This is a genomic window from Streptomyces sp. NPDC086080 (assembly GCF_044540255.1).
Classification (GTDB): Bacteria; Actinomycetota; Actinomycetes; order Streptomycetales; family Streptomycetaceae; genus Streptomyces.
Genome location: NZ_JBITRU010000045.1, coordinates 20,411 through 42,548, shown reverse-complemented (window position 1 = coordinate 42,548; position 22,138 = coordinate 20,411). Strand labels below are relative to the sequence as shown.

The 22,138-nt window shown below is 70.8% G+C and carries 18 protein-coding genes and 1 tRNA gene; 10 read left to right on the top strand and 9 right to left on the bottom strand.

All coding sequences use genetic code 11. The annotated features are described in order from the left end of the window. Window positions 1–142: 142 nt before the first annotated feature. From ACIF9R_RS34185 to ACIF9R_RS34175, 3 genes are all read left to right on the top strand, one after another. On the top strand, window positions 143–1,138 hold the full coding sequence (locus ACIF9R_RS34185) for a YDG/SRA domain-containing protein (RefSeq protein WP_399986331.1): 996 nt from the start codon (window positions 143–145) through the stop codon (window positions 1,136–1,138). A 417-nt stretch (window positions 1,139–1,555) separates the two neighbouring features. After that, the gene (locus tag ACIF9R_RS34180; protein WP_399986330.1) at window positions 1,556–1,864 is read left to right on the top strand and encodes a hypothetical protein; all 309 of its coding nucleotides are present in this window, start codon (window positions 1,556–1,558) and stop codon (window positions 1,862–1,864) included. Between the two features lie 343 nt (window positions 1,865–2,207). Beyond that, window positions 2,208–3,041 carry an alpha/beta fold hydrolase gene (locus tag ACIF9R_RS34175; RefSeq protein ID WP_399986345.1) on the top strand — a complete coding sequence of 278 codons (834 nt, stop codon included), beginning with the start codon at window positions 2,208–2,210 and terminating at the stop codon, window positions 3,039–3,041. A gap of 102 nt (window positions 3,042–3,143) precedes the next feature. Here ACIF9R_RS34175 and ACIF9R_RS34170 read toward each other — a convergent pair whose 3' ends face one another. Both ACIF9R_RS34170 and ACIF9R_RS34165 read right to left on the bottom strand, forming a co-directional pair. Further along, window positions 3,144–3,884 carry a 3-oxoacyl-ACP reductase family protein gene (locus tag ACIF9R_RS34170; RefSeq protein ID WP_399986328.1) on the bottom strand — a complete coding sequence of 247 codons (741 nt, stop codon included), beginning with the start codon at window positions 3,882–3,884 and terminating at the stop codon, window positions 3,144–3,146. A gap of 175 nt (window positions 3,885–4,059) precedes the next feature. Then, entirely contained in the window at window positions 4,060–5,109 is a 1,050-nt protein-coding gene (locus ACIF9R_RS34165) for an SEC-C metal-binding domain-containing protein (protein ID WP_399986326.1), read from the bottom strand. A 204-nt stretch (window positions 5,110–5,313) separates the two neighbouring features. On the opposite strand from ACIF9R_RS34165, the gene ACIF9R_RS34160 reads away from it, so the two are divergent. From ACIF9R_RS34160 to ACIF9R_RS34150, 3 genes are all read left to right on the top strand, one after another. Beyond that, on the top strand, window positions 5,314–5,637 hold the full coding sequence (locus tag ACIF9R_RS34160; protein WP_399986324.1) for a DUF6412 domain-containing protein: 324 nt from the start codon (window positions 5,314–5,316) through the stop codon (window positions 5,635–5,637). 98 nt (window positions 5,638–5,735) lie between these two features. Continuing rightward, window positions 5,736–6,452, top strand: coding sequence for a YidC/Oxa1 family membrane protein insertase (locus ACIF9R_RS34155; RefSeq protein ID WP_399986322.1), 717 nt, complete (start codon window positions 5,736–5,738; stop codon window positions 6,450–6,452). A gap of 173 nt (window positions 6,453–6,625) precedes the next feature. Then, window positions 6,626–7,483, top strand: coding sequence for a fumarylacetoacetate hydrolase family protein (locus tag ACIF9R_RS34150; RefSeq protein ID WP_399986320.1), 858 nt, complete (start codon window positions 6,626–6,628; stop codon window positions 7,481–7,483). Window positions 7,484–7,529: 46 nt separating this feature from the next. Here ACIF9R_RS34150 and ACIF9R_RS34145 read toward each other — a convergent pair whose 3' ends face one another. From ACIF9R_RS34145 to ACIF9R_RS34135, 3 genes are all read right to left on the bottom strand, one after another. After that, on the bottom strand, window positions 7,530–10,217 hold the full coding sequence (locus ACIF9R_RS34145) for an erythromycin esterase family protein (RefSeq protein WP_399986318.1): 2,688 nt from the start codon (window positions 10,215–10,217) through the stop codon (window positions 7,530–7,532). A gap of 174 nt (window positions 10,218–10,391) precedes the next feature. Continuing rightward, the gene (locus ACIF9R_RS34140; protein ID WP_399986316.1) at window positions 10,392–10,883 is read right to left on the bottom strand and encodes a heme-degrading domain-containing protein; all 492 of its coding nucleotides are present in this window, start codon (window positions 10,881–10,883) and stop codon (window positions 10,392–10,394) included. Further along, the gene (locus ACIF9R_RS34135; RefSeq protein WP_399986314.1) at window positions 10,880–11,947 is read right to left on the bottom strand and encodes a Gfo/Idh/MocA family oxidoreductase; all 1,068 of its coding nucleotides are present in this window, start codon (window positions 11,945–11,947) and stop codon (window positions 10,880–10,882) included. Before ACIF9R_RS34135 ends, ACIF9R_RS34140 begins: the two co-directional genes overlap by 4 nt. Before the next feature lie 56 nt (window positions 11,948–12,003). Here ACIF9R_RS34135 and ACIF9R_RS34130 point away from each other — a divergent pair, with 56 nt between their 5' ends. The 3 genes from ACIF9R_RS34130 to ACIF9R_RS34120 all read left to right on the top strand — a co-directional run bounded on the left by ACIF9R_RS34130 (window position 12,004) and on the right by ACIF9R_RS34120 (window position 14,949). Then, window positions 12,004–13,119 (top strand): ROK family protein, encoded by a 1,116-nt coding sequence (locus tag ACIF9R_RS34130; protein ID WP_399986312.1) that lies wholly within the window; start codon window positions 12,004–12,006, stop codon window positions 13,117–13,119. A gap of 216 nt (window positions 13,120–13,335) precedes the next feature. Next, entirely contained in the window at window positions 13,336–14,115 is a 780-nt protein-coding gene (locus ACIF9R_RS34125) for an HAD-IIA family hydrolase (protein ID WP_399986311.1), read from the top strand. Between the two features lie 90 nt (window positions 14,116–14,205). Continuing rightward, window positions 14,206–14,949, top strand: a complete 744-nt coding sequence (locus ACIF9R_RS34120; protein ID WP_399986309.1) for a class F sortase — start codon at window positions 14,206–14,208, stop codon at window positions 14,947–14,949. On the opposite strand, the gene ACIF9R_RS34115 is transcribed toward ACIF9R_RS34120, so the two are convergent. Then, window positions 14,931–15,086 (bottom strand): hypothetical protein, encoded by a 156-nt coding sequence (locus ACIF9R_RS34115; RefSeq protein ID WP_399986307.1) that lies wholly within the window; start codon window positions 15,084–15,086, stop codon window positions 14,931–14,933. The two genes, ACIF9R_RS34120 and ACIF9R_RS34115, sit on opposite strands and share 19 nt — an antisense overlap. A gap of 242 nt (window positions 15,087–15,328) precedes the next feature. On the opposite strand from ACIF9R_RS34115, the gene ACIF9R_RS34110 reads away from it, so the two are divergent. Beyond that, window positions 15,329–16,369, top strand: coding sequence for a glycoside hydrolase family 6 protein (locus ACIF9R_RS34110; RefSeq protein WP_399986305.1), 1,041 nt, complete (start codon window positions 15,329–15,331; stop codon window positions 16,367–16,369). 417 nt (window positions 16,370–16,786) lie between these two features. Here ACIF9R_RS34110 and ACIF9R_RS34105 read toward each other — a convergent pair whose 3' ends face one another. The 3 genes from ACIF9R_RS34105 to ACIF9R_RS34095 all read right to left on the bottom strand — a co-directional run bounded on the left by ACIF9R_RS34105 (window position 16,787) and on the right by ACIF9R_RS34095 (window position 21,299). After that, window positions 16,787–18,727, bottom strand: coding sequence for a galactose oxidase-like domain-containing protein (locus ACIF9R_RS34105; protein ID WP_399986303.1), 1,941 nt, complete (start codon window positions 18,725–18,727; stop codon window positions 16,787–16,789). Then, window positions 18,724–20,766 (bottom strand): glycosyltransferase family 2 protein, encoded by a 2,043-nt coding sequence (locus ACIF9R_RS34100; protein WP_399986301.1) that lies wholly within the window; start codon window positions 20,764–20,766, stop codon window positions 18,724–18,726. Before ACIF9R_RS34100 ends, ACIF9R_RS34105 begins: the two co-directional genes overlap by 4 nt. A gap of 459 nt (window positions 20,767–21,225) precedes the next feature. After that, window positions 21,226–21,299, bottom strand: a tRNA-Lys gene (locus ACIF9R_RS34095). Window positions 21,300–22,138: the final 839 nt, after the last annotated feature.

Here is a 22,138-nt window from a genome sequence, read left to right as displayed (position 1 = left end):
CCGGACAACTCGGGTCATGTGTAACAGAGAGCTCTGACAATCCGGGCTGGGGACGTCCAGTTCGGATTGCCGACGTGTCTCAACTTGACTGCGATGGAGCGAAGTTGCGTGTAACCGATCGCGTTCGCTCCAGTATGGATCGATGAGAATCGAACGAGTCATCGGACATATCGAAGGTGTGGCCGTAGGCAGAGTCTTCCATCGGCGATTAGACGTGCTCCGTGCGCACCTGCACAGGACGAACCAGCGTGGCATCTCCTGGCTGGTGGACAAGGACGGCCGCAGAGTCGGGGACGCGATCGTCCTGCACGGCGGCTATGTGGATGACGAGGACCACTGGGAGTGGATCCGATACACAGGCGCTTCGGAGGGGAAGGACAAGGATGACTCCACCGGACGGCTCCTGCGTAGCCAGTCGTGGTCCCACACGGACAATGCTGCGCTTCTGCTCAGCTATGAGCGTGCCTATCCCATCCGTGTGATCCGAGGCTACGAGGGAGATCCGCGGTACTCGCCGTCCGACTCCTACCGGTATGACGGCCTGTACGAGATCACGGAGGTACGCACCGCAACCTCCAAGTACCCGGCTCCTGACGGCTCGCCGATTGACATCTGTCAGTTTGACCTGAGGCGCTTACCTGACCGGGAGCAAGTGCAGGCGCCGGTCGAGCGACACGTTTTCGACGTATGGGAAGAACTCGGCGCCGAGCAGTGGGACCCGGAGAAATTTCCCAGCTCGCGCAGCGTGCGGGTGCGCCGACTGATCCGGGATACGGCTGCAGCGCAGCGGATAAAGCAACTCTATGAAGGGGAGTGTCAACTGTGTGGCCTGCGCCTTACGGGCCCGGACGGTAGCTCTTACAGCCAGGGAGCACACATACGGCCGCTGGGTAGGCCTCATCATGGGCCCGATGTTGAGCCCAACATTCTGTGTCTATGCCCTAACTGCCACGTTCGGCTCGATATTGGCGCGGTCACAGTGGACGAAGACGGGTCTGTCATCGTGCGGACAGACCTGTCAGGTGTGAGGCTCTTGCCGAAACTCACAGTGAAGGACGGCCACCGGGTTCACCCGGAGTACCTCCGGTACCACAGGAGGTACTGGGATAACGACTCTGGTGGTAGCTCCCGTTTCTGAGGAGCGAGTGGAAAACGGTAACGGGGGAGACGATGCGCGCGCATCGTCGTCGGCGGAAGCGCTGCGGAGGTCGATCGGCTGACGGCTCTTGAACGCCTGAGTGCGTCTGGCCGCAGTCAGATCCCTGGAAGAAAGCCGTGGAGAGGGGACATTGAGTTGCGGGATCTGTTGAGGGCCGTCGCCGCCGCTCCGGGGCCGGTCTGCTGACGGCACGATTCTCTCCGGCGGATCCGGATGCCGGGGCGATGGCGTGGAGCGAAGGGGCCCGGTGTGCGGGAGGGTACGGCAGTGAGGGTGCGGTGGGGACTGCCTGGTCCCGCCCTGGTCGGGCGCTGTCGGGTGCGGCGAGTATGTGGGCGTCTCGAGCCGGGCGTCCGTCGCGTTCCGGTTCTCGTCCGAGGGAAGTGGAGCGGCTCCATGGCGTGGATAGCGGGGATCGGCGTGATTGTGGGGCTGTCGGCGATCGTGTTGGGGGTCGTCGCGCTCCGGACGGGGTGGGTTCTGCCCGTGGCGCGCCGTCATGTCGTCAGGCCGCAGGTCTATGGCCTCGGCGCCCTGCTCATCGGTGTGTCCAGCCTTCTGCAGGGCCTCCTCGGCTTCCGGGTCCTGCCGGGTGTCCCTGGGGAGGTCCGCTCCGTCGGCGGCTACGCCCTTCTGGCGGCAGGGCTGCTGCTTGTCGCCCTGAGTCAGAGGCTGCCGCGGCGTCGGGAACCGGCCCGGGACTGATGGAGGGCCGGGCGGTCGTGTAGGTCCTCTGGAGGGTGATGCCGGGGGCTTTGCCTGCAACCTCCGACAGAGACGTGATCTCGGCCTGTTGGTGGAGGGCGGGGCCGGTGGGGGCGGGTGGAATGTGGTGGTGCGGCCGGAGGGATCCGGCCGTGCCCCCGGGCGGGGAGGCGTCGGCTCGTCGGTGCGGCGGTTGTGCTGGTGTGCTGGTGTGCTGAGGCTGCCCGGGGTGGGAAGACATGGGCCAAGTGGGTTGTGGGCAATCTAGTTGTGCACAACTCGATTGCGCGCTATGTTTCTTTCAGTGCTCGACACCGACCCCTTACGGAAGGCAGCAACCACCATGCCGTTCATCACTGTTGGCCAGGAGAACTCGACCACCATCGACCTCTACTACGAGGACCACGGCACCGGGCAGCCGGTCGTGCTGATCCACGGGTACCCGCTCGACGGGCAGTCCTGGGAGAAGCAGTCCGCCGCGCTGCTGGAGGCCGGATACCGGGTCATCACGTACGACCGGCGCGGGTTCGGCCGGTCCAGCCGGCCCACCACCGGCTACGACTACGACACCTTCGCCGCCGACCTGAACACGGTCATGGAGACCCTCGACCTGCGCGACGCCGTCCTCGTCGGGTTCTCCATGGGCACCGGCGAAGTCGGCCGCTACCTGGGTACGTACGGCTCCGAGCGGGTCGCCAAGGCCGCGTTCCTTGCCTCCCTGGAGCCCTTCCTGTTGAAGACCGACGACAACCCCACGGGCGTCGACGGGAGCATCTTCGAGGGCATCAAGCAGGCCGTCACCGAAGACCGGTACGCCTACTTCAGCGCCTTCTACCAGGACTTCTACAACCTGGACGAGAATCTCGGCACCCGGATCAGCGAGGAGGCCCTGCGCAACAGCTGGAACGTGGCCGCAGGATCCTCCTGGTACGCCTCGCTGGCCTGCGTCTCGACCTGGACCACCGACTTCCGCGCCGACATCGGGAAGGTCGACGTGCCGGCGCTGATCCTGCACGGCACCGCCGACCGGATCCTGCCGATCGAGGCCACCGGTGAGCCGTTCCACCAGGCGCTGCCGGACGCCGAGTACGTCGTCGTCGAAGGCGCCCCGCACGGCCTGCTGTGGACCCACGCCCAGGAGGTCACCGACGCCCTGCTCGCCTTCCTCGCCAAGTAGGGGCAAGCCGAGGCACGCGTACGCGTACCTGTGCGTCCGTCCGCCGGGACCTGGCGGACGGACGCACAGGCCCTCGGAGCTCAAGCCGAACAGCCTCGCGAGTCAGGCGGTGAAGCCGCCGTCGACGTGGATCGAGGCTCCGGTGATGTACGAGCCGTCCGCACTCGCCAGGTGAGCGACGGTGGCCGCGATCTCGGCCGCTTCCGCATAGCGGCCCACAGCGGTGAAGCCGGCGATCACCTCGGCGTTCGGCCCGTCAGCGGGGTTGGCGTCCGTGTCGGTGGGGCCGGGCACCACCAGATTGACGGTGACTCCACGCGGACCGAGCTCTCGGGCCAGGCCCTTCGTCATCCCGACCAGAGCCGCCTTGCTCATCGAGTACAGCGCCAGTCCCGGGAAGACCGCCCGCTCGGCGACATTGCTGCCGATGCTGATGATGCGGCCGCCCTGGCCCATGTGACGCACTGCCGCCCGGGATGCCGTGAACGGCGCCCGGACGTTCACCGCCAGGGTGCGCTCGGTCTCTGCCGGGCCCAGGTCCTCGAGTGGGCCGACGAGGAAGACGCCGGCGTTGTTGACCAGGATGTCGAGTCTGCCGAACGTCGCGGCGGCCTTGTCCACCGCGGCGGTGAGTGCCTCAGGGATGGCGCTGTCGGCCTGGATGGCCAGTGCCCGGCGCCCTCCGGCCTTGATCCGCTCCACCACCCGGGTGGCGGGTTCCACGCTGTTCTCGTAGGTCAGGACGACATCGGTGCCTTCTTCGGCCAGTCGTAACGCCACGGCGGCACCGATGCCCCGGCTGCCGCCCGTGACCAGGGCCACGTTTCCTTCGAGTCGCTTCATGACGTCGAGCATGGTCGGCGCCTGCGCCGGAAGCTGGCGGGAATCCGACCCGGCGTTCGACCTCCGGCAGGGCGACACCATCCGTCCTGGCCGGACAGGGCCAAGGAGGAGGACCCGGGTGCCCGTCCGCCGGATCCGGCGGACGGGCGGACCGGCAGACCGGCCTGTCAACCCGTCAGGCGTCGCCGTGGCATGTGCCGTACGGGCGTCCCGAACCGCACCAGCACGGCGCCGTCCGCTCCGGCGGCCACGCCACCGCCCGTCCGCGTGCCGCCAGTGTCGTCGCGTACTGGGGGAGCAGGGACGAGTCGTCGGGGGAGCTGAGTTCCGAGGCGGCGAAGGCCTCGTAGGAGGGGACCGTGCCGGTGACGATGCCCAGGTTGGCGGTGCCGGAGGCAGCGAGTTCGCGCAGGGCGGCCTCTATCGTCGCCAGGTGGGTGTCGTAGGACGGGTACTCCTCGGCCAGGGACGGGTACGCCTCGGTCAGCTCCGTCAGTTCGTCCGCCGGCCAGTGCAGGACCGCGACCGGGAACGGGCGGGACAGGGCCTCGCGGTACGCGCCCAGTTCCGCGCGCAGGCGCAGGATCTCCGCCTCCAGCTCCGCCGGGTTCTCCGAGCCGAGGGACCACACGCGCTTGGGGTCGTGGAGTTCGTCCAGGGTGATGGGGAGGGTGTGGACGGTGTCCGCCAGGGCGTCCCACTCGTCGTGCGCGGCGCCGAGCATCCTGCGGACGCGGTGGCGGCCGAAGAGGAGAGGGTGAGAGGTGCGCGGGGGCTTTTCCCCGTCGGCGTTCGTGCCGGTGCCGGGGTCGGTACCTGTGCCGGGCAGGAGGAGGCGTACCGCCTCGGTGAACGTCTCGTGCGCCTGTTCCAGCTCGTCGTGCGACTCCAGGGACTCCGCGACGATCACCCACGGGGCCGGGTCGCGCGGGGCCGCCCTGCGGATGCCGGTGATGATCGCGCGGGCCTCCGCCTCGTGGCCGTACTCCCAGAGGTTCGAGGCCTTCAGGGCGCGGACCAGGAACGGCTGGTCCAGGGCCGTGTCCGAGGCGAGCAGACGGTCGTAGAGGGTGGTCGCGGCGGGGCGGTCACCGGAGAGCTCGCGGTGGGCGGCGGCCCGCAGCAGCAGGGCCTCGGCGTCCTCGGGGTAGAGGTCGGCCGTCCGCTCCAGGCGAGCGGCTTCGGCGGTGTGGTCGACGTTTTCGGCAGGCGTGTCGGGGCGCATGGGTGACACCGTACTGCCGGTGGGTGACAGGCGTGAGAGAGCGGTGGGCCTCGGGGGGCGTGGAACCGTTGAGGCGGGTCGGACGTTGTGCTGGTGCCGGAGCCAGGGCCGAAGGGTCGGAGGGCGGACCCCGCCCGGTGGGACCGCGGTGCGGTATAGGTTCGTACCGGCAGATGTGGTGCGGCGAAGGGGGAGGGGAGGCCCGTGGTACGTCGTCGGGTGACCGAGCGGTCCGTCCTCGCCGTGCTGTTCCCGCTGCTCCAGGTCTTCCTGGTCCTGCTGCCGGCCGCCGGTGCCCTCTCTGTGGTCGATGTCGCGCTCGCCGCGACCACCGCCGCCGGTGCCGCGCTCACCGTCTGCACGCTCCTCGCCGCGCGCTGCGCCCCCGTCGTGCCGCGCACCCGGGTGCGTACGGCCCTGCGCGACCGTGACCGGCGTACCGCCTTCCTGCCCCAGCGCGACCCCGACGCCAGGGGGCGCACCCGGCCCCGAGCGCCCGGACACGCCCTCCTGGCGACCGCCGCGTAGGGCACTTCCTCAGCTCGTTCCTTCAGCACGCCCCGCTGCGGGTCGTCATGCCGCCATCCCGTACTCCCGGCACGACGAGACCCCCGGAGGGCTCACCCATGTCCGTCTTCGCCAGCCTGGTCGAGCAACTGGCCGACCTGCTCCAGCCGCTGTTCGGCGCCTTCGCCGCGGCCGCCGCGATCGTCCTGTTCACCGCGCTCGTACGCCTGCTCGTCCACCCCCTCTCCCGGGCCGCCGCACGCGGCCAGAAGGCCAGGGTCGCGCTCCAGCCCCGCATCGCCGAGCTGCGCCGCAAGCACGCGCGCAACCCCGAGAAGCTCCAGCGGGCCGTGCTGGAACTGCACACCCGGGAGAAGGTGTCGCCCCTGTCCGGATGCCTGCCGAGCCTGCTCCAGCTGCCCGCGTTCTTCCTGCTGTACCACCTCTTCTCCAGCGAGACGATCGGCGGGCGCGCCAACGAACTCCTCGGTCACCGGCTGTTCGACGCGCCGCTCGGCGGACGGTGGGCGGACGCGCTCGGCGACGGCGGGGTGTTCGGCGGGGCCGGGCTCGTGTACGTCGCCCTGTTCGGGGTCGTCGCGGTGGTCGCCTGGTTCGGCTACCGGCTGTCCCGGCGGATGACGGCCGCCCAGGCGCCGGCCTCCGCTGCCGACGACGGGCAGCGGGTGCCGGGACTGACGGCCGTCACCAAGGTCATGCCGTTCATGTCCTTCTTCACGCTCGTCACGGTCGCCGTCATGCCGCTGGCGGCCGCGCTGTACGTGGTGACGAGTACGACGTGGAGTGTGGTGGAGCGGTCGGTGCTGTACCGGTGAGTGCGAGGTCCGTGCTCCACGGGTGAGTGCGGGGAGGGCGCGGTCCAGTAGGTGAACCGGGTCTTGCGGAGTGCTCCGCCCGATTGGAGGATCGACCGGTCCTCCGATGGCCGCGTCCCGCCGCGTCCGGGTCGTTCGGCTCGGGCGGACCCGCGATCGAGGGAGACATGACCATGAAGCTGCTGCGAGTCGGTGCGCCGGGACAGGAGCGGCCCGCGCTGCTCGACGCCGAGGGGACCCTGCGGGACCTGTCGGGGCTCGTCGCCGACATCGACGGGGCGCTGCTCGCCGACGAGGCGGCGCTCGGCCGGGTCCGGGCCGCTGCCGACTCGGGGGAGCTGCCCGCGCTGGACGGGGCGGGGCTGCGGATCGGGCCGCCGCTCGGGCGGATCGGCAAGATCGTGTGCATCGGGCTGAACTACCACGACCACGCCCGCGAGACGGGGTCCGAGCCGCCCGCCGAGCCGGTGATCTTCTTCAAGGCGGCGGACACGGTCGTCGGGCCCGACGACAGGGTGCTGATTCCGCGCGGGTCGGTGAAGACCGACTGGGAGGTCGAACTGGCGGTCGTGATCGGGCGTACGGCGCGGTATCTGGAGTCGGCGGAGGAAGGGCTCGCGCGGGTCGCCGGGTACGCCGTGGCGCACGACGTCTCCGAGCGGGAGTTCCAGATCGAGCGGGGCGGGACCTGGGACAAGGGGAAGAACTGCGAGACGTTCAATCCGCTGGGGCCGTGGCTGGTGACGGCGGACGAGGTGGCCGATCCGCAGGATCTGTCGCTGCGGCTGTGGGTCAACGGGGAGCTGAAGCAGGACGGGACGACGGCCGAGCAGATCTTCCCCGTGGGGGAGGTCGTGCGGTACGTCAGTCGGTTCATGACGCTGTATCCCGGTGACGTGATCAACACGGGGACGCCGGCGGGGGTGGCGCTGGGGCGGGCCGAGCCGAAGCCGTATCTGCGGGCGGGGGACGTGGTCGAGCTGGAGATCGGGGGGTTGGGGCGGCAGCGGCAGGAGTTCGGGCAGGCGTAGGGCTTTCTCCGGGCGTGGGGGCCGTCCTGCCCGGCCAACGCTGGGTTCAGCCGGGCGGGAGCAGACGGCTCGGCCGGATCTCGTTCAGGTACACCACCGCGTCCGCGGCGCGCAGCAGGTTGACCCGGTCGAGGTCCCGGGGCCAGTGCGTGCCGATCTCCCGTTTGGGGCGGGTGGCGTCCAGCCAGGCGCGGACGGCCGGTGGCGCGGTGCGCAGGTCGAGGTGCCAGTCGCGGTGGCTCACCCGGTCCAGGGTGTGCTCGACCGACCCGTCCGCGACCGGTCCCGTACGGAACACCTTCACGTCCTCGTCCCGAGGGTTGGCGACGCCCTTGTCGGTGGCGAGGAAGGAGCCGTGGCCGAAGGCCAGGCCCACGGCCCGGTAGCCGTCCCCGAGCGCGCGGCGCAGCAGGCCGCCCTGGATGACCGGGTAGTCCGGGTCGAAGCCCTCCAGGTACACATGGCCGTTGTGGGCGGCCAGCATCGTCCGGGCGCCGGTCTGCCGCAGCCACCAGAGGGTGTTCTCCGTCATCACGGAGTCGCGGTAGGCCAGGGCCTCGCGTTCCTCGGCCGGGTCGTCGTAGTCGAAGGCGTTCTGGCGCGCGAACTGATGGACGATCTCCGCGTTCCGCACCGCCCGGATGTGGTCGTCCCCGGCCACGGTGCGCCCGGCGAAGCTCCGCGAGCGCAGTAGTTCCACGACGCGTCCGGTGCGTTCGGCCTTCTCCCGCCGGACCGCCCGGGGTTCCTGGAAGGCGGTCAGCATGTGCTCCCCGGCGGGCAGGGTGGGGCGCAGCCCCCGGTACAGCGCGGTGACGGCGGGCAGCAGGTCGGGGTGGGCGCGCCGGACGTGGCCGACGACCCGGTCGTACAGGTCGGGGCCGGCGTAACTGCTGTCGTTCCCGGCGAACCTGAGCGGGTCGCCGGGGTGGGCGACGTTGTACGCGCGCATCCACCGGACCAGGTCCAGCATGTCGCGGGTCCGCATGAAGGCGTAGGCGTTCTGGAACTCCTCCGCCATGATGCGGGCGGGGTCGCCGCGACCGGTGAGCACGTGGTCGTCCAGCCGGAGCCCGGCGCTCCAGGGAGCCTCCAGCACGAAGAGACGGAAGCCCTTCTCCACGGCCAGGTACCGGAACATCCGGTGCTGGAAGGCGAGGAAGTCGCGGCCGCCGTGAACGGCCTGCCCGATGCCTACCAGCCGGGCGTCACCCAGCGCCCGCCCCAAGGGGTGCAGGTCGTCGTAGGGGCCGGTGGGCTCCACGGTGCGCAAGGGGTGGGCGGCTCGTTCGAGGGCGGGCAGCGGGTCGGCGGACCCGTCCGGCGGGCGGGGGGACGGTCCGGTCGTCTCACGGTCGAGTCTCGCGCTCGGCCGGATCTCGTGCAGGTGTATCACCAGGTCCGCCGACGTGAGCAGACGGACGTGGTCCCCGGGCGGGGGATAGTCCGTGCCGATCTCCCGTTTGGGGCGGGCGACGTCCAGCCAGGCGCGGGCGGCCGGTGGCGCGGTGCGCAGGTCGGCGTACCAGTCGCGGTGACTCACCCGGTCCAGCGTGTGCTCGACCGAGCCGGCGCCGGCAGGTGCCACCGCGAACCGCCTGATGTCGTCGTCGGTCGGGTTCTGCAGGCCCTGTGCCGTGGCGTGCACGGCGCCCCGGTCGAAGGAGAGCCCCACCGCCAAGTAGCCGTCCCCCAGCCGCTGCCGAAGCACCGTGCCCTGGGGGAGGGGCAGGTCGGGGGTGGACGTGCTGGTGTACACGTGGCTGTTGTGGCCGCCGAGCACAAGGCGGTGCCCGGTGTGCCGGTGCCACCACAGGGTGTTCTCCGCCATGGCGGTGTCGCGGTAGACCATGGCCTCCCGCACGGCCCGGGGGTCCGAGAAGTCGAAGGCGTACAGCCGCGCCACCTGGTCGACGGCGGTGGCGTGCTGGATCGCCTCGGTGTGGTCGTCGTCCGTCCCGGCGGGTTGGTGGGCGCGAAGCAGTTCGAGGACGCGGCCGGTGCGTTCGGCCCGCGCGCGGCGTTCGTCCAGGGGCGCGCCCATCGCGGCGCGCATCCACTCGCCCACGGGCAGGGTGGGGCGCAGCCCCCGGTACGACTCGGTGACGGCGGGCAGCAGGTCGGGGTGGGCGCGCCGGACGTGGTCGGCGATCCGGTCGTACAGCTCGGGGCCGGCATAGCCGTTGTCGTCCCCGGCGAACCTGAGCGGGTCGCCGGGGTGGCCGACGTTGTACGCGCGCATCCAGCGGATCATGTCCAGGTACTCCTGGCTGTGCAGCAGCAGGTGGGCGCCCTGGAACTCCTCCGCCATGATCCGGGCGGGATCGCCGCGACCGGTGAGCAGGTAGTCGTCGAGGCGTGCGCCGGCGCTCCAGTTGGCCTCCAGGACGAAGGAGCGGAAGCCCTTCTCCTCCACCAGGTGGCGCAGTGCCCGGTGCCGGACGGTGACGAAGTCGTGGGAGCCGTGGGCGGCCTCGCCGATGCCGACCACCACGGCGTCACCGACCGCCTCCCCGAAGAAACGCAGGTCCCCGAGAGGGCCCCCGGGGTCGGTGGTGCGCAGCGGGCGGGCGATCTCCTCGAAGGCCGACACCACACCGCCGGGGGGCGCGGGAGGAGGTCCGTCCGAGGCTCCGGTGTCCCCGCCGGCCGGGGCCGCCGCGACCGTCCCGGGTATGACGGTGAGCCAGACGAGCAGCGCGGCGGCGAGCCGCCGTATGAGGGAGGGGGCCATGCCGTCAGCGTCGCCCCTCGGGCATCGGGGCGCGCCCCGAGTGTCACCCGGCCGGACCAGCCGACGCCGTGGGCGGGGCGGCGGAGGGGGCAGGAGCGGAGTGCTGCCCCTCCGCCGCCGCATCGAAGGGAGCCGAGTGGAGAGCGGGCGGACCAGGAGGGGCCCACGGCCGGTCTACGGGCGGGTCAGGAAGTGCTCCAGGGCCTCCACCACCAGCTGGTGGTCCTGGAGTTGGGGCAGGCCCGAGACCGTCACCGCGCCGATGACGCCCGCGCCCTCGACCGTGATCGGGAAGGAACCGCCGTGGGCCGCGTATGTGTCGGGGTCGAGGCGGGAGGCGTCCTCGAACGTCGTGCCCTTGGCGCGGTGGCGGGCGCCGACCAGGTAGGACGCGGAGCCGTAGCGCTCCACCACGCGGCGCTTGCGGGCGATCCACGCGTCGTTGTCGGGCGCGGAGCCGGGCAGCGCGGCGTGGAAGAGCTGCTGTCCTGAGCGGTGGATGTCGATGGCGACGGGGGCCTGGCGCTCACGCGCCATCTCCACCAGCAGGGAGCCGAGGGCCCAGGCGTCGTCGTACGTGAACCGCCCGAAGACCAGGCGGCGTTCCTGCGCCTCCAACTCCTCCACGGTCGGGGTGAGTTCCGGGGTCTGCCTCGGGGTGGTCACAGGGTCACCGTCGCCTTCTCCAGGGCCGACCGGCGGGCGGCCTCCAGTACGTCGAGGGCGGCGGCCGCCTCGCGCGCGGTCACCGGGTTGGGTGCGCCCTCCCGCAGGGCCTTCGCCACCGCCGCGTAGTAGGCGGGGTAGTCGCCCGGGAGGGTCGGTACGGGGCTGCCGCCGCCCGTCACCGGGGACTCCCCGGCGCCGATACGGCCCCACAGCTCCTCGGGTTCCGTGCCCCAGCTCGCGCCGGGACGCGAGCCGTCGCGCAGGGCGGCCTCCTGGGGGTCGAGGCCGTGCTTGACGTAGCCGGCCCTCGAACCGAGGACGCGGAAGCGCGGGCCGAGCTGGGCCGTGGTCGCGGAGACGTAGAGGTGGGAGCGGACGCCGCTCGCATGCGTGAGCGCGAGGAACGTGTCGTCGTCGGTCTCCGCGCCCTCGCGGCGGATGTCCGTCTCGGCGTACACGGAGCTCACCGGGCCGAAGAGGACCAGCGCCTGGTCGACGACGTGGCTGCCGAGGTCGTAGAGCAGACCTCCGATCTCCGCGGGGTCGCCGGACTCCCGCCAGCCGCCCTTGAGCTGCGGGCGCCAGCGCTCGAAGCGGGATTCGAAGCGGTACACCTCGCCGAGTGCGCCCTCGTCGATCAGCTTCCGCAGGGTGAGGAAGTCGTTGTCCCAGCGGCGGTTCTGGAAGACGGAGAGGAGCAGGCCGCGTTCCTCGGCGAGCGCCGCCAGCTCGCGCGCCCCGGCCGCCGTACCGGCGACGGGCTTGTCCACGACGACCGGCAGGCCGGCCTCCAGCGCGGCGGTGGCGAGCGGGACGTGCGTCCTGTTCGGGGACGCGATGACGATCAGGTCCAGGTCGCCGGCGCGGTCGAACAGCTCGTCCGGGGTCGCGGCGACGCGTACGTCCGGAAACCCGGCGCGGGCCTGCCGCTGCCGCTCGGGGTTCGAGGTGACCACCGTGTCGAGCGCGAGGCCCTCGGTCGCGGCGATCAGCGGGGCGTGGAACACGGAGCCCGCGAGGCCGTAGCCGACGAGGCCGACGCGGAGGGGAGTGCCAGTCATGCTCCCTACTTTGGCAACGCTGTTGCCAAAGTGCAAGCGGTGGGGACAATGGGCGGGTGAAGAGGACGAACGACGGTATCGGCGGGGGCGGGTCGCACCTGGGGGCGAACCTGCTCGCCCTGCGCAGCCACAACACCGCGCTCGTACTGGAGCTGCTGCGGACCGCGGGAGCGGAGGGCATCAGCCGGCTGGAACTCGCCGAGCGGACCGGGCTCACCCCGCAGGCGGTCAGCAAGATCACGGCGAGGCTGCGGGAGGACGGGCTCGCGGCGGAGGCGGGACGCCGGGCGTCCACGGGAGGCAAGCCGCGCACGGTGCTGCGGCTGGTACCGGAGGCGGGGCACGCGGTCGGCGTGCACCTGGACCGTGACGAGACACGGGCGGTGCTGGTCGACCTCGACGGTGCGGTGGTGGCCCGGCGGCGGGCGCCGCTCGATCTGGGCGCGGGGGCGGAGGCCGTACTGGGCGGGGTGGCCGGGGTGGTCGGGGAGCTGCGGGCGGAGGCCGGTGGGGAGCGTCCGCCGCTGGGGGTCGGGGTCGCGCTGCCGGGGCCGCTCGACCACCGGCGGGGTGTGCTGCACCGGGTCACCGGGTTCCCCGAGTGGGACGGCTTTCCGCTGCGGGACGCGCTGGCGGAGCGGCTGGGGCTCGCGGTGGTCGTCGACAAGGACACCAACGCGGCGGCGCTGGCGCTGGCGCTGGCGGTGGGCGGCGAGGGCGGCTCCTTCGCCTACCTGCACCTCGGTACGGGGCTGGGGGCGGGACTGGTGATCGGGGGGAGCGTGCACCGGGGGGCGCGGACGGGGGCGGGGGAGTTCGGGCACCAGGTGGTGCAGCTCGACGGGCCGCCGTGCGGGTGCGGTGACCGGGGGTGCGTGGAGGCGCTGTGCCTGGCGGCGGTGGCGCGCGGTGAGACCGAGGAGGCGGCGCGGGTCCTGGGCGTCGGGGCGGCGAACCTGGTGGGGGTGCTGGACATCGACTGCGTTCTGCTCGGTGGCCGGACGATCGAGGCGGAGCGGGACGTGTTCGTTCGGGGGGTGCGTGCGGTGCTGGACGCTCGGTCCCGGCGCACGGGCGACACGGCGGTCCCGGTACGGAGCACGTCCCGCGCGATAGCGGAGGACGCCGCCCAGTTGGTGCTGGCGCCGGTGTTCGGACGGGGGGACGGCTGAGGGAGGGCGCGGCTCGGCCGGGCCGTCGCGGAGATCGCGGGGGCCGCGGGGGCCGCGAGGGCTGCGGGGCTGCGGGGATCGCGAACGCCGCGGAGGTGCGGCCGCCGTTCGCCGTGTTCCCGTCGCCGTGCCGACCCCGGGCGGCCGTTCCCCCGTGATCCCGGTCTGATTAGGCTGGGGCGCACGCAGGACCGCGTACGGCAGGAGAACCCGCACATGGCAGACCGCAAGCCGATCGCATCGTGGCTCACCGACATGGACGGGGTGCTGATCCACGAGGGCGTACCGATTCCCGGCGCCGACGCCTTCATCAAGAAGCTGCGCGAGTCCGGCAAGCCCTTCCTGGTCCTCACCAACAACTCGATCTACACCCCGCGCGACCTGCACGCCCGGCTGCGCCGCATGGGCCTGGACGTGCCGATCGAGAACATCTGGACCTCCGCGCTCGCCACCGCCCAGTTCCTGGAGAACCAGCGACCCGGCGGCTCGGCGTACGTCATCGGCGAGGCCGGGCTCACCACCGCGCTGCACGACATCGGCTACATCCTCACCGACCACGAACCCGATTACGTGGTGCTGGGGGAGACGCGTACCTACTCGTTCGAGGCGATGACGAAGGCGGTCCGCCTCATCAACGACGGCGCCCGCTTCATCGGCACCAACCCCGACGAGACCGGGCCCTCCGCGGAGGGCCCGCTCCCCGCGACCGGCGCGGTGGCCGCGCTCATCACCAAGGCGACCGGCAAGCAGCCGTACTTCGCGGGCAAGCCGAACCCCCTGATGATGCGCACCGGGCTCAACACCCTCGGGGCCCACTCCGAGAGCAGCGCGATGATCGGTGACCGCATGGACACCGACGTCCTGGCCGGTATGGAGGCCGGGATGCAGACCTTCCTGGTGCTCACCGGCCTGACCCGGCCGGACCAGGTGGAGAACTTCCCGTACCGGCCGTCGCGGGTCGTCGACTCCATCGCGGACCTCGTCGACCTGATCTGACCGCGTTCACCCGTACGGAGTAAGCCTCGCGCGTATGCGCATGCGGGGCCCGACCCCTCGGGGGACCCTCCAGAAGTGTGGAGGTTCACCATGGGTACGTCACGCGTCACACTCCGTGCGGGTGAGGGGGGTCAGGAGCGGCTTCCGTCCGGTACCGGGCGGCTGCTCGCCGGTGTCGCCTGGCTGGTGCTGCTGCTCGGGCTGTGGCTGTGGGGCGGCAGCGGGCCGGACGGCGGCGTGGCCGCCGGGACGGCCGGGCCCGCCACCGGCGACATGGCGGCCGCCGGGCGACCGCCCCGGACCGAGGCGGCCGCCGTGGCCGCGGACGGCGCGGACGGCGCGGCACCCGAGCGCCTCGACATCCCCGGTCTCGGGGTCCGGGCGCCGGTGGTCGCCCGGGGCCTCGACGGGGACGGTGTCCTGAAGCCGGCCGGCCGGGCGGGCTCGGTCGCCTGGTACGCGGTCGGGGCGGCCCCCGGTGCCTCCGGTGTCGCGCTGATGGCGGGGGCGGTCGGTACGGGGGCCACCGGGCTCGCCGTGGGTCAGGAGATCCGGGTGGTCCGTGCGGACGGCGAGGCCGTCGCGTTCACCGTGGAGGACGTACGGGCCGTCGGCCGGGAAGGGGCCGGTGTCCGGGACGGTTTCGACGTCCGGGACGTGTTCGACGTCCGGCGGGTCTCCGCCTCGGCGGCCGGTGAGGGGCGGGCCGGTCAGGGAGGAAGGGCCGGGCTACGGCTGGTCACCTTCGGCGGGACCTCCGGCACGATGTCCGCGCCGACCTCCGGCGCCTGTACGGCCCCCGTGGTCGTCTCCGCTTACGCGAACGGCAGTTGAGCGGCGGGAGCGCCCGGGTACCTGGCCCGGCCGACGATCCGCTCCCCCCGGGGGCCGCCGCCGGGCCAGCCCTCGACCGCGCGGACGGGTGTGCGGGCGGGTGTGCGGACGATCATCGCCCCGGTGTCGGTGCGCACGACTCCGGAACGCGAGCGGGGACCGGCCCAGGGGGTGGTCGACGCCAACTCCCGCGCCGGTCGCGGTCCGTGATCCCGCAGGTGGCCATGGTCGCGGGGCGTCGGCGCGGGGTAGGCGGGCGCGCGGGGGCGTCGCTGTAACAGCTCGCGGACAAGGTGGGCGCATCCGCCTGGCCGTCCCGCGACGTATGTCAGGATTGGGGCTCGGAACACAAGGAACAAGTGCACCCAAGGGGGGTTGGATGTACGGCAGTAGGGGGGTCGGCGCGTTCGCCGGGAGGCGGGCGTCCATAGCGGTGCTGGGGGCGGCACTGCTGATCGCAGGGTGTTCCTCCGGCGACGGCGAGGGCGAGGGGGAGGACGACGGCGAGGCGGCCGGCGCGGTCGTCACGCAGCAGCCGGCGGAGGTGGGCCCCTACTGGGTCAACCCCGACGGCCTGTCCGTCCGCAAGGTCGCCGAACTCCGGGAGGACGGCCGGGAGAAGGAGGCCGAGCAGATCCGGAAGATCGCCGAGCAGCCCGTCGGCGAGTGGATCAGCCCGGAGAACCCGGAAGAGCAGGCCCGCGGTTACACGGAGGGGGCCGAGGCGGCCGACCGCACCGCGCTGCTGGTCCTCTACAACATCCCGCACCGCGACTGCGACCAGTACTCGCGGGGCGGCGCCGCCGACGGCAACGCCTACCGGGACTTCATCGACGGGGTCGCCCGCGGCATCGGGGACCGTCCGGCGACGGTGATACTCGAACCCGACGCGGTGCTCCACCTGGTGGACGGCTGCACCCCGCAGCAGTTCCACGAGGAGCGCTACGACCTGCTCAGCGGCGCCGTCGCCAAGCTCAAGGGCCTGAAGAACACCGCGGTGTACCTGGACGCGGGCAACGCGGGCTGGGGCAACCCGGACCAGATCTTCGACCCGCTCAAGCGGGCGGGCATCGACCAGGCCGACGGCTTCGCGGTGAACGTGTCGAACTTCTACTCCACCGAGGACTCCATCGGCTACGGCAAGCAGCTCTCCGCCAAGGTCGGCAACAAGCCGTTCGTCATCGACACCAGCCGCAACGGCAACGGCCCCTACACCCAGGGTGCGGCGGACGAACGCTGGTGCAATCCGCCCGGCCGGGCCCTCGGTGAGACCCCGACGACGAAGACGGCCGACCCTCTTGTCGACGCCTACCTGTGGATCAAGCGTCCGGGGGAGTCGGACGGTGAGTGCAAGGGGGGCCCAAAGGCGGGCGAGTGGTGGGCGGACTACGCCCTGGAGCTCGCGGAGGGCTCCGCGTAGCGCTCCGCGCTCCTGAGGGGGCGGGGTTCTCGTGGTTCTTCGGCTGGGGGCCGGTTGTGGCTGGGCGCGCAGTTCCCCGCGCCCCTGGGGTGTTGCTCTTCCGGCGTCAGCGGCCGATGCCATGGAGCTGCGGCTTCTCGGGGGCGCGGGTTCTTCGGGTGCGGGCCGGTTGTGGCTGGGCGCGCAGTTCCCCGCGCCCCTGGGGTGTTGCCCTTCCGGCGTCAGCAGCACATGCTACGGACCCGCACCTTCTCAGGGGCGCGGGGAACTGCGCGAAAAACCACGACGGACCCGCGGCTTTTCAGGGGCGCGGGGAACTGCGCGAGGAACCACGACGGGCCCGCGGGCGAAGAATCACGAGGGGCCCCGCGGCCGAAGTAGCCACGAGGCCCCCGTAGGAAGCCGCCCCATGCCCCGCTAAGGGACCTGTACCCACTGCGCCTTGCTGGGCGTCCCGTCCCCGGTGTTGGCGAAGAGCATGTACCAGCCCGCCTGGACCAAGTTCCGGTTCTTCGGAACCGTCACGGTGAGCTTGTCGCCCTCCACCGTGAAGTCCAGCGCGATGGAGCGCTGGTCCACATCCGTGACGTGGGTCGAGGCGCTCGGCCGGATCAGCCGGACGCTCTTGACGGACGCGGCGTCCTTCGAGGTGAAGGTGCCGGACTCACCGCGCTCGATGGTCTCCGGCCCGTCCTTCAGCTCGGGCTGCGCCTCGTCGCCGTACAGGTACGGCGGGGTGTAGATCTCGATGCGCTGCTCGAACTCGCCCGGCTTGGTGTTGGCCTTGTCGGCGTAGAGCGAGTCGGAGCCGAAGAACATCAGGCGTCCGTCGGGCAGCAGGATGGAGCCGGAGTGGTAGTTGCGGCCCACCAGCGGGTCGGCGACCCGGGTGAGTTCGTTCTTCTCCGTGTCGTAGATCCGCGCCTGGAGAATGTTGGAGTCGCCGCGGCCGCGGTAGTCCTCCGAGCCGCCGGAGATCAGCACGTCGTCGTTGGGCAGGATGGAGGCCTGCGGGTAACGGGTGCCCTTCTCCAGTGAGGGACCGTCCACGAACTTCGGGTCGTCGGCCTTGAGGTCGACGATCCGGGTCTTCTCACTGGCCAGCTTGGACTCGCCGACCCCGCCGCCGCCGATCACCATGTACGTCTCGTCCTGGGCGGGCGGCAGCAGTACCGTGCCGGAGGTCTCCAGCCTGTCGGGGTCGCTCAGGCCGGGGAGCTTCGTGAACTTGTTGGTCTCCACGTCCCAGATGCCCGGGTCGCGGCCCACGTCGTCCGGTCCGTAGCCCGCGTTCGAACCCGAGTAGAAGACCTTGCCGTTCTGCATCAGGAACAGCGCCGGGTACGTCGGGAACTGGCGCTCCTTGTCGGTGTAGGTCCACTTCTTGGTCTCGGGGTCGTAGATCTCGTTCTTGCCCGGGACCAGCTGGCCGATGTCGTCGAGGCCGGAGACGCTGAGGATCCTGCCGTCGCTCAGGGTGGTGAGCGTCGGGTACCAGCGGGACTCCTTCATCGGGTCGACCTTGATGTACTTCTCGGCCACCGGGTCGAACTCGAAGGCGTCGTCGATGCCCTGGAAGTCCTTCTTGTCCAGGGCGAGTTTCTCGGCGATGCCGTACGTGTTCCGGGCGTCCTCGCCGGAGAGCCCCCGCACGGTGTAGTTGTCCTGCGTGCCGGTCGCGTACTTGTTGCCGTCCTTCTGCGCCTCGACGTAGGTACGGCCGTAGCCCGGGGTGTTGCCCAGGAACTCACCGGTCTCCGGGTCGAAGTTCTTCTTCGCGCGCGGGACGAGCACGGGGTCCTTCGAGATGAAGGTCTTGCCGTTCTCCTTGCCGGTGAATGTGGTCCCCGCCGGCAGCGTGATCGGCTTGTCCGGGTTCTCGTTGTGGACGACCATCAGGCCGCCCGCCTTCTTCACGTCACCCTTGAGCTTCTCGTACCGCTTCGTGCCGCCCGCGATCAGCAGGTTGCCGTTGGCCAGCTGGGTGTGGCCGGTGCAGAACAGGTCCTCCGGCGTGGGCACCTTCTTGATGGTGCCCTTGACCGGGTCCCAGATCCGGGTGTCGTACCGCTTCGCGTCGAAGTTGTCCTGGTTGTTGCCCGACCCCGCGATGAGCAGCACCTTCCCGGTGCGCAGCAGCGCCGCGTGGATGGTGTTCTGCCGGTACTCCTCGGGAAACTCGACGATCTCCCACTTGCCGTTCGCGGCCTTGTAGTCGGGCTGGTCGATCTTGTACTGGTGGTATTTCTCGGTGCCGACGCGATACAGCCACGGCCCGTTCATCCCGGCCAGCGCCAGCACCACCGCTGTGCCTATCGCGATCCGACGGGCGCGGCGGCGGCCTGCACGGTCAGTCATTCCTTACGTCCCCCAAGTCCACCCAGGGCGATTTGCATGGTCTGGTCGTCTCCGGGGTTGCCGCCCCCGGGCCCTCCCGGCCCTTCGGGGCCCCCTGATCCGCCCGGTGCGCCGTGCGAGCCGGCCCAGCTGGGCCGGTCCTGCGGCTGGTGCGGGGCGTACGGCTGCGGCATCTGCGGCAGCTCCTGCGTCCGGGGCGCCTCGGCGGCGTCCGGCTGCCCGCCCCCCGCGTGGGCACCGGGCTTCTTCCGGTCCTGCCGCATGCCGTGGCGCCAGGCGAACATCGGCGCGGCGGTGATCAGCAGGGCGAAGGTCGCCCAGATGACCATCGCCGGGTGGGAGTGTCCGTAGACGAAGCCCGCGGCGATGGAGCCACCGAAGATCAGGATGAAGTACCAGTGGTACCGGAAGGTTCCGAACCAGGTGTCCGGGCTGGCCGAGTCGCCCTTGGGCGTGACCACGAACTTGCTCTTCTTGCGCAGGACGGAGTCGATCAGCGCCTTCGCGTAGAGCGGGGCCGACAGCGCGGACATCACCATGCCGGCCACACCGCCGGAACCCTCCGGCTCGTGCGGCGAGACGTTGTGGCGGCGGTTCCAGACGTAGAGGCCGATCTGCAGCGCGGAGGCGTTGCCGTAGAGCATCAGCCAGATCGTGGGATCGATGTTCACACCCGAGGCGCCCAGGCCCAGGAACAGCGCGCAGCTGAGCGCGGCGAGGATCCAGTTGAGGGCCGACATCGGGTAGAAGATGATCATCATCGTGTAGTTGAAGAGCTTGCTCGGCGGGAGCGAGTAGAAGCCCTTCCAGTACTGCCCGATGATCGTCTCGTACGTACCGCGCGACCAGCGCATCTGCTGGGTGAAGAAGTCCGTCCACGCGTTGGGGCCCTCACCGACCGCGAGCACGTCCGGGGTGTAGACCGAGCGCCACTTCCTGCCCGTCGCCGGGTTCTTGTGGCGGTGCATCTCGAAGCCGGTCGCCATGTCCTCGGTGATCGAGTCGTACAGACCGCCGATCTGCTTCAGCGCCTTGATGCGTACGGCGTTGGAGGTGCCCACGAACATCGGCGAGCCGTAGCGGTTGCCGGCGCGCTGGATCAGTGCGTGGAAGAGGAACTGCTGGGACTCGGCGGCCTTGGTGACGAAGTTGTCGTAGTTGCCGTAGACCTGGGGGCCGATGACGAAGCCGACGTCCGGGTCACGGAAGAAGCCGAGCATCCGCTCCAGGTAGTTCGGCAGCGGGATGTGGTCGGTGTCGACCGAGGCGAAGTACTCGTAGTCGTCGCCGTGCGCGTCCAGCCAGGCGTTGTAGTTGCCGTGCTTGGTCTTGGCGCGGTGGGCGCCCTTCTTCTGGTTCCACTTCGCCACGCCCTTGCGGGAGAAGTGGCGCACGCCGAGCCGGGCGCAGACCTCCTTGACCTCGGGGTCGTCGCCCTCGTCGAGCAGCCAGACGTGCATGGTGCCCCGGTGGCGGATCCTGACGGCCGCCTCCAGGGTCTTCGTCACCATCTCGATCGGCTCCTTGCCGGGCACGAAGGAGGTGAGGAAGGCCACGCGGGTGCCGGTCTCCGGCACCACGGGGATCGGGTCACGGGCGACCAGGGTGGCGTGCGCGTTCGACAGGACGTTCATGCAGCGGAAGAACTCGATCAGGCCGATCGAGACGAGCATGACGATGTCGAGGGCCGGCAGCCAGGCGAACTCCACGTAGTCCCGCTCGGTCCAGTGCGAGGGCTGGAGCAGCCACACCAGCAGGACCAGTGACAGCACCGGGGCCGCGGCGAGCATCAGCGCGATGCGGATGCGGTGCGGCTCCTGGCCGATCAGCGAGCGGTACTGGACCTTGTAGGGCTTGTTCGGATCGGGCTGGGTGAGGGGACCCGCGAGCCGGCTGTAGTGCTCGTAGTCGTATCTCGGCAGCGTCTTCTTGATCCGGCGGAAGGTTCCGGTGTTCCCTGTCCGGTGGCCAGGCACCCTCAGCTGGGTGGTCTCGGACGGGTCGTCGTCCTTCCGGGCGCCCGTCGGCGTCGAGGTCATGATCATCCCCCCACACGCGCGAACGCGTGTCGTGTCGCTTTCCTCCGTCCGTGCCGGTCCCCCTCGACCTCCACGGACGTGTCAGTGGTTTGACCGCTGTCACCACGTCATCCGCACCCTATAGACATGGCACAGCGCTCTTCCGGTTGCACGATGCCCCCAAGGCATCGGTTCCCGGACGGGACTCCTCGCCCCGTTCCGTCGGCAACCGGCTCCTTACCCCCCAACAGCCGCGAACCCGCAGCATCGTGAAGAGACCAGGTTGTACGGTGTTCATCATGATCGCAAGGCGCGATACGCGGTGTACACCGGACATACGCGGCCATTGTGGCGCCTGGGGGAGGCTGGTGGAGCCCCTGTTACCTACGTGCAACAAGAGGGTTCCGCTCAGCGGCGCGAGGGGATATCCGGCCAAAAGCCGACGGGCCCCTCGTCTGCACGAGGGGCCCGTCCTGTCGGTGCGCCGCCAGGGACTCGAACCCCGGACCCGCTGATTAAGAGTCAGCTGCTCTAACCAACTGAGCTAGCGGCGCGCGCTGACGGGGCAACTCTACAGGACCCCGAGGGGTGCCCCGCACCGCTGCCCGGACCACTGCCCGGCGCCCTCCCCGTGCCTTTTCCCGGCCGCCGCGCCGGGGCCCGTACACCATTCGGACCGTCAACATGCGCGCCCGGCGGACCGTTGTGAGACTGGCCGTCGTGCACCGCCGTGGAGGAATCGACCGGGAGTGTGAGGGGAATCGCATGGGGTCTCCGGTATTCGAGGAATTCGATGCGGCTGGAGACCGCGACTGCCCGGACTGTGTGCACCGGCTCCCCGTTCTGTCGCTTGCCCTGGCCGACCCGCAGCCCGCGGTTACGGGTATCCCCGCAGGTGAGAGCGCGGAAACGCGCCAAGGGCGGAAGGCGCCGCTTGGTCTGTCGCGGCCGCCCGTGATCATCCGTGCGGACAACGTCGAACGGGCCCTGGAAAGGGTCACCCCAAAGGTTCCGTACGGCGTGACGTCGTACGGGTCCGACGGTTATCGGCGGGCCTGTTCGGGATATGTGCCGACGGCCCGGAATCCGCCGGGGAACGAACGGTCCGGAAGACCCGGAGCGTACGCGGGAGAAATCGGCGGGAACGAACTCGGGCCGGGCGACGGGCGGGCCTTTCCGTCATCCCGCCGCCCCCTGCGACGGGTCGCATGCCGTCCCTTTCGGTGGCCGGGCGGACTCCGCACGCCATGTGCCGTGCCGCGGCGAGGGGGTGGCCGACGGCACGAGGCCGCGGGGTGGACGCGCCGGCGTCCCGAACGCCGTTCCCCCGGGTGGCGCATTTCGATCCCCGGGTACACAACGAATCCGTCACGAAGCTCTGTTCGATGCCTGT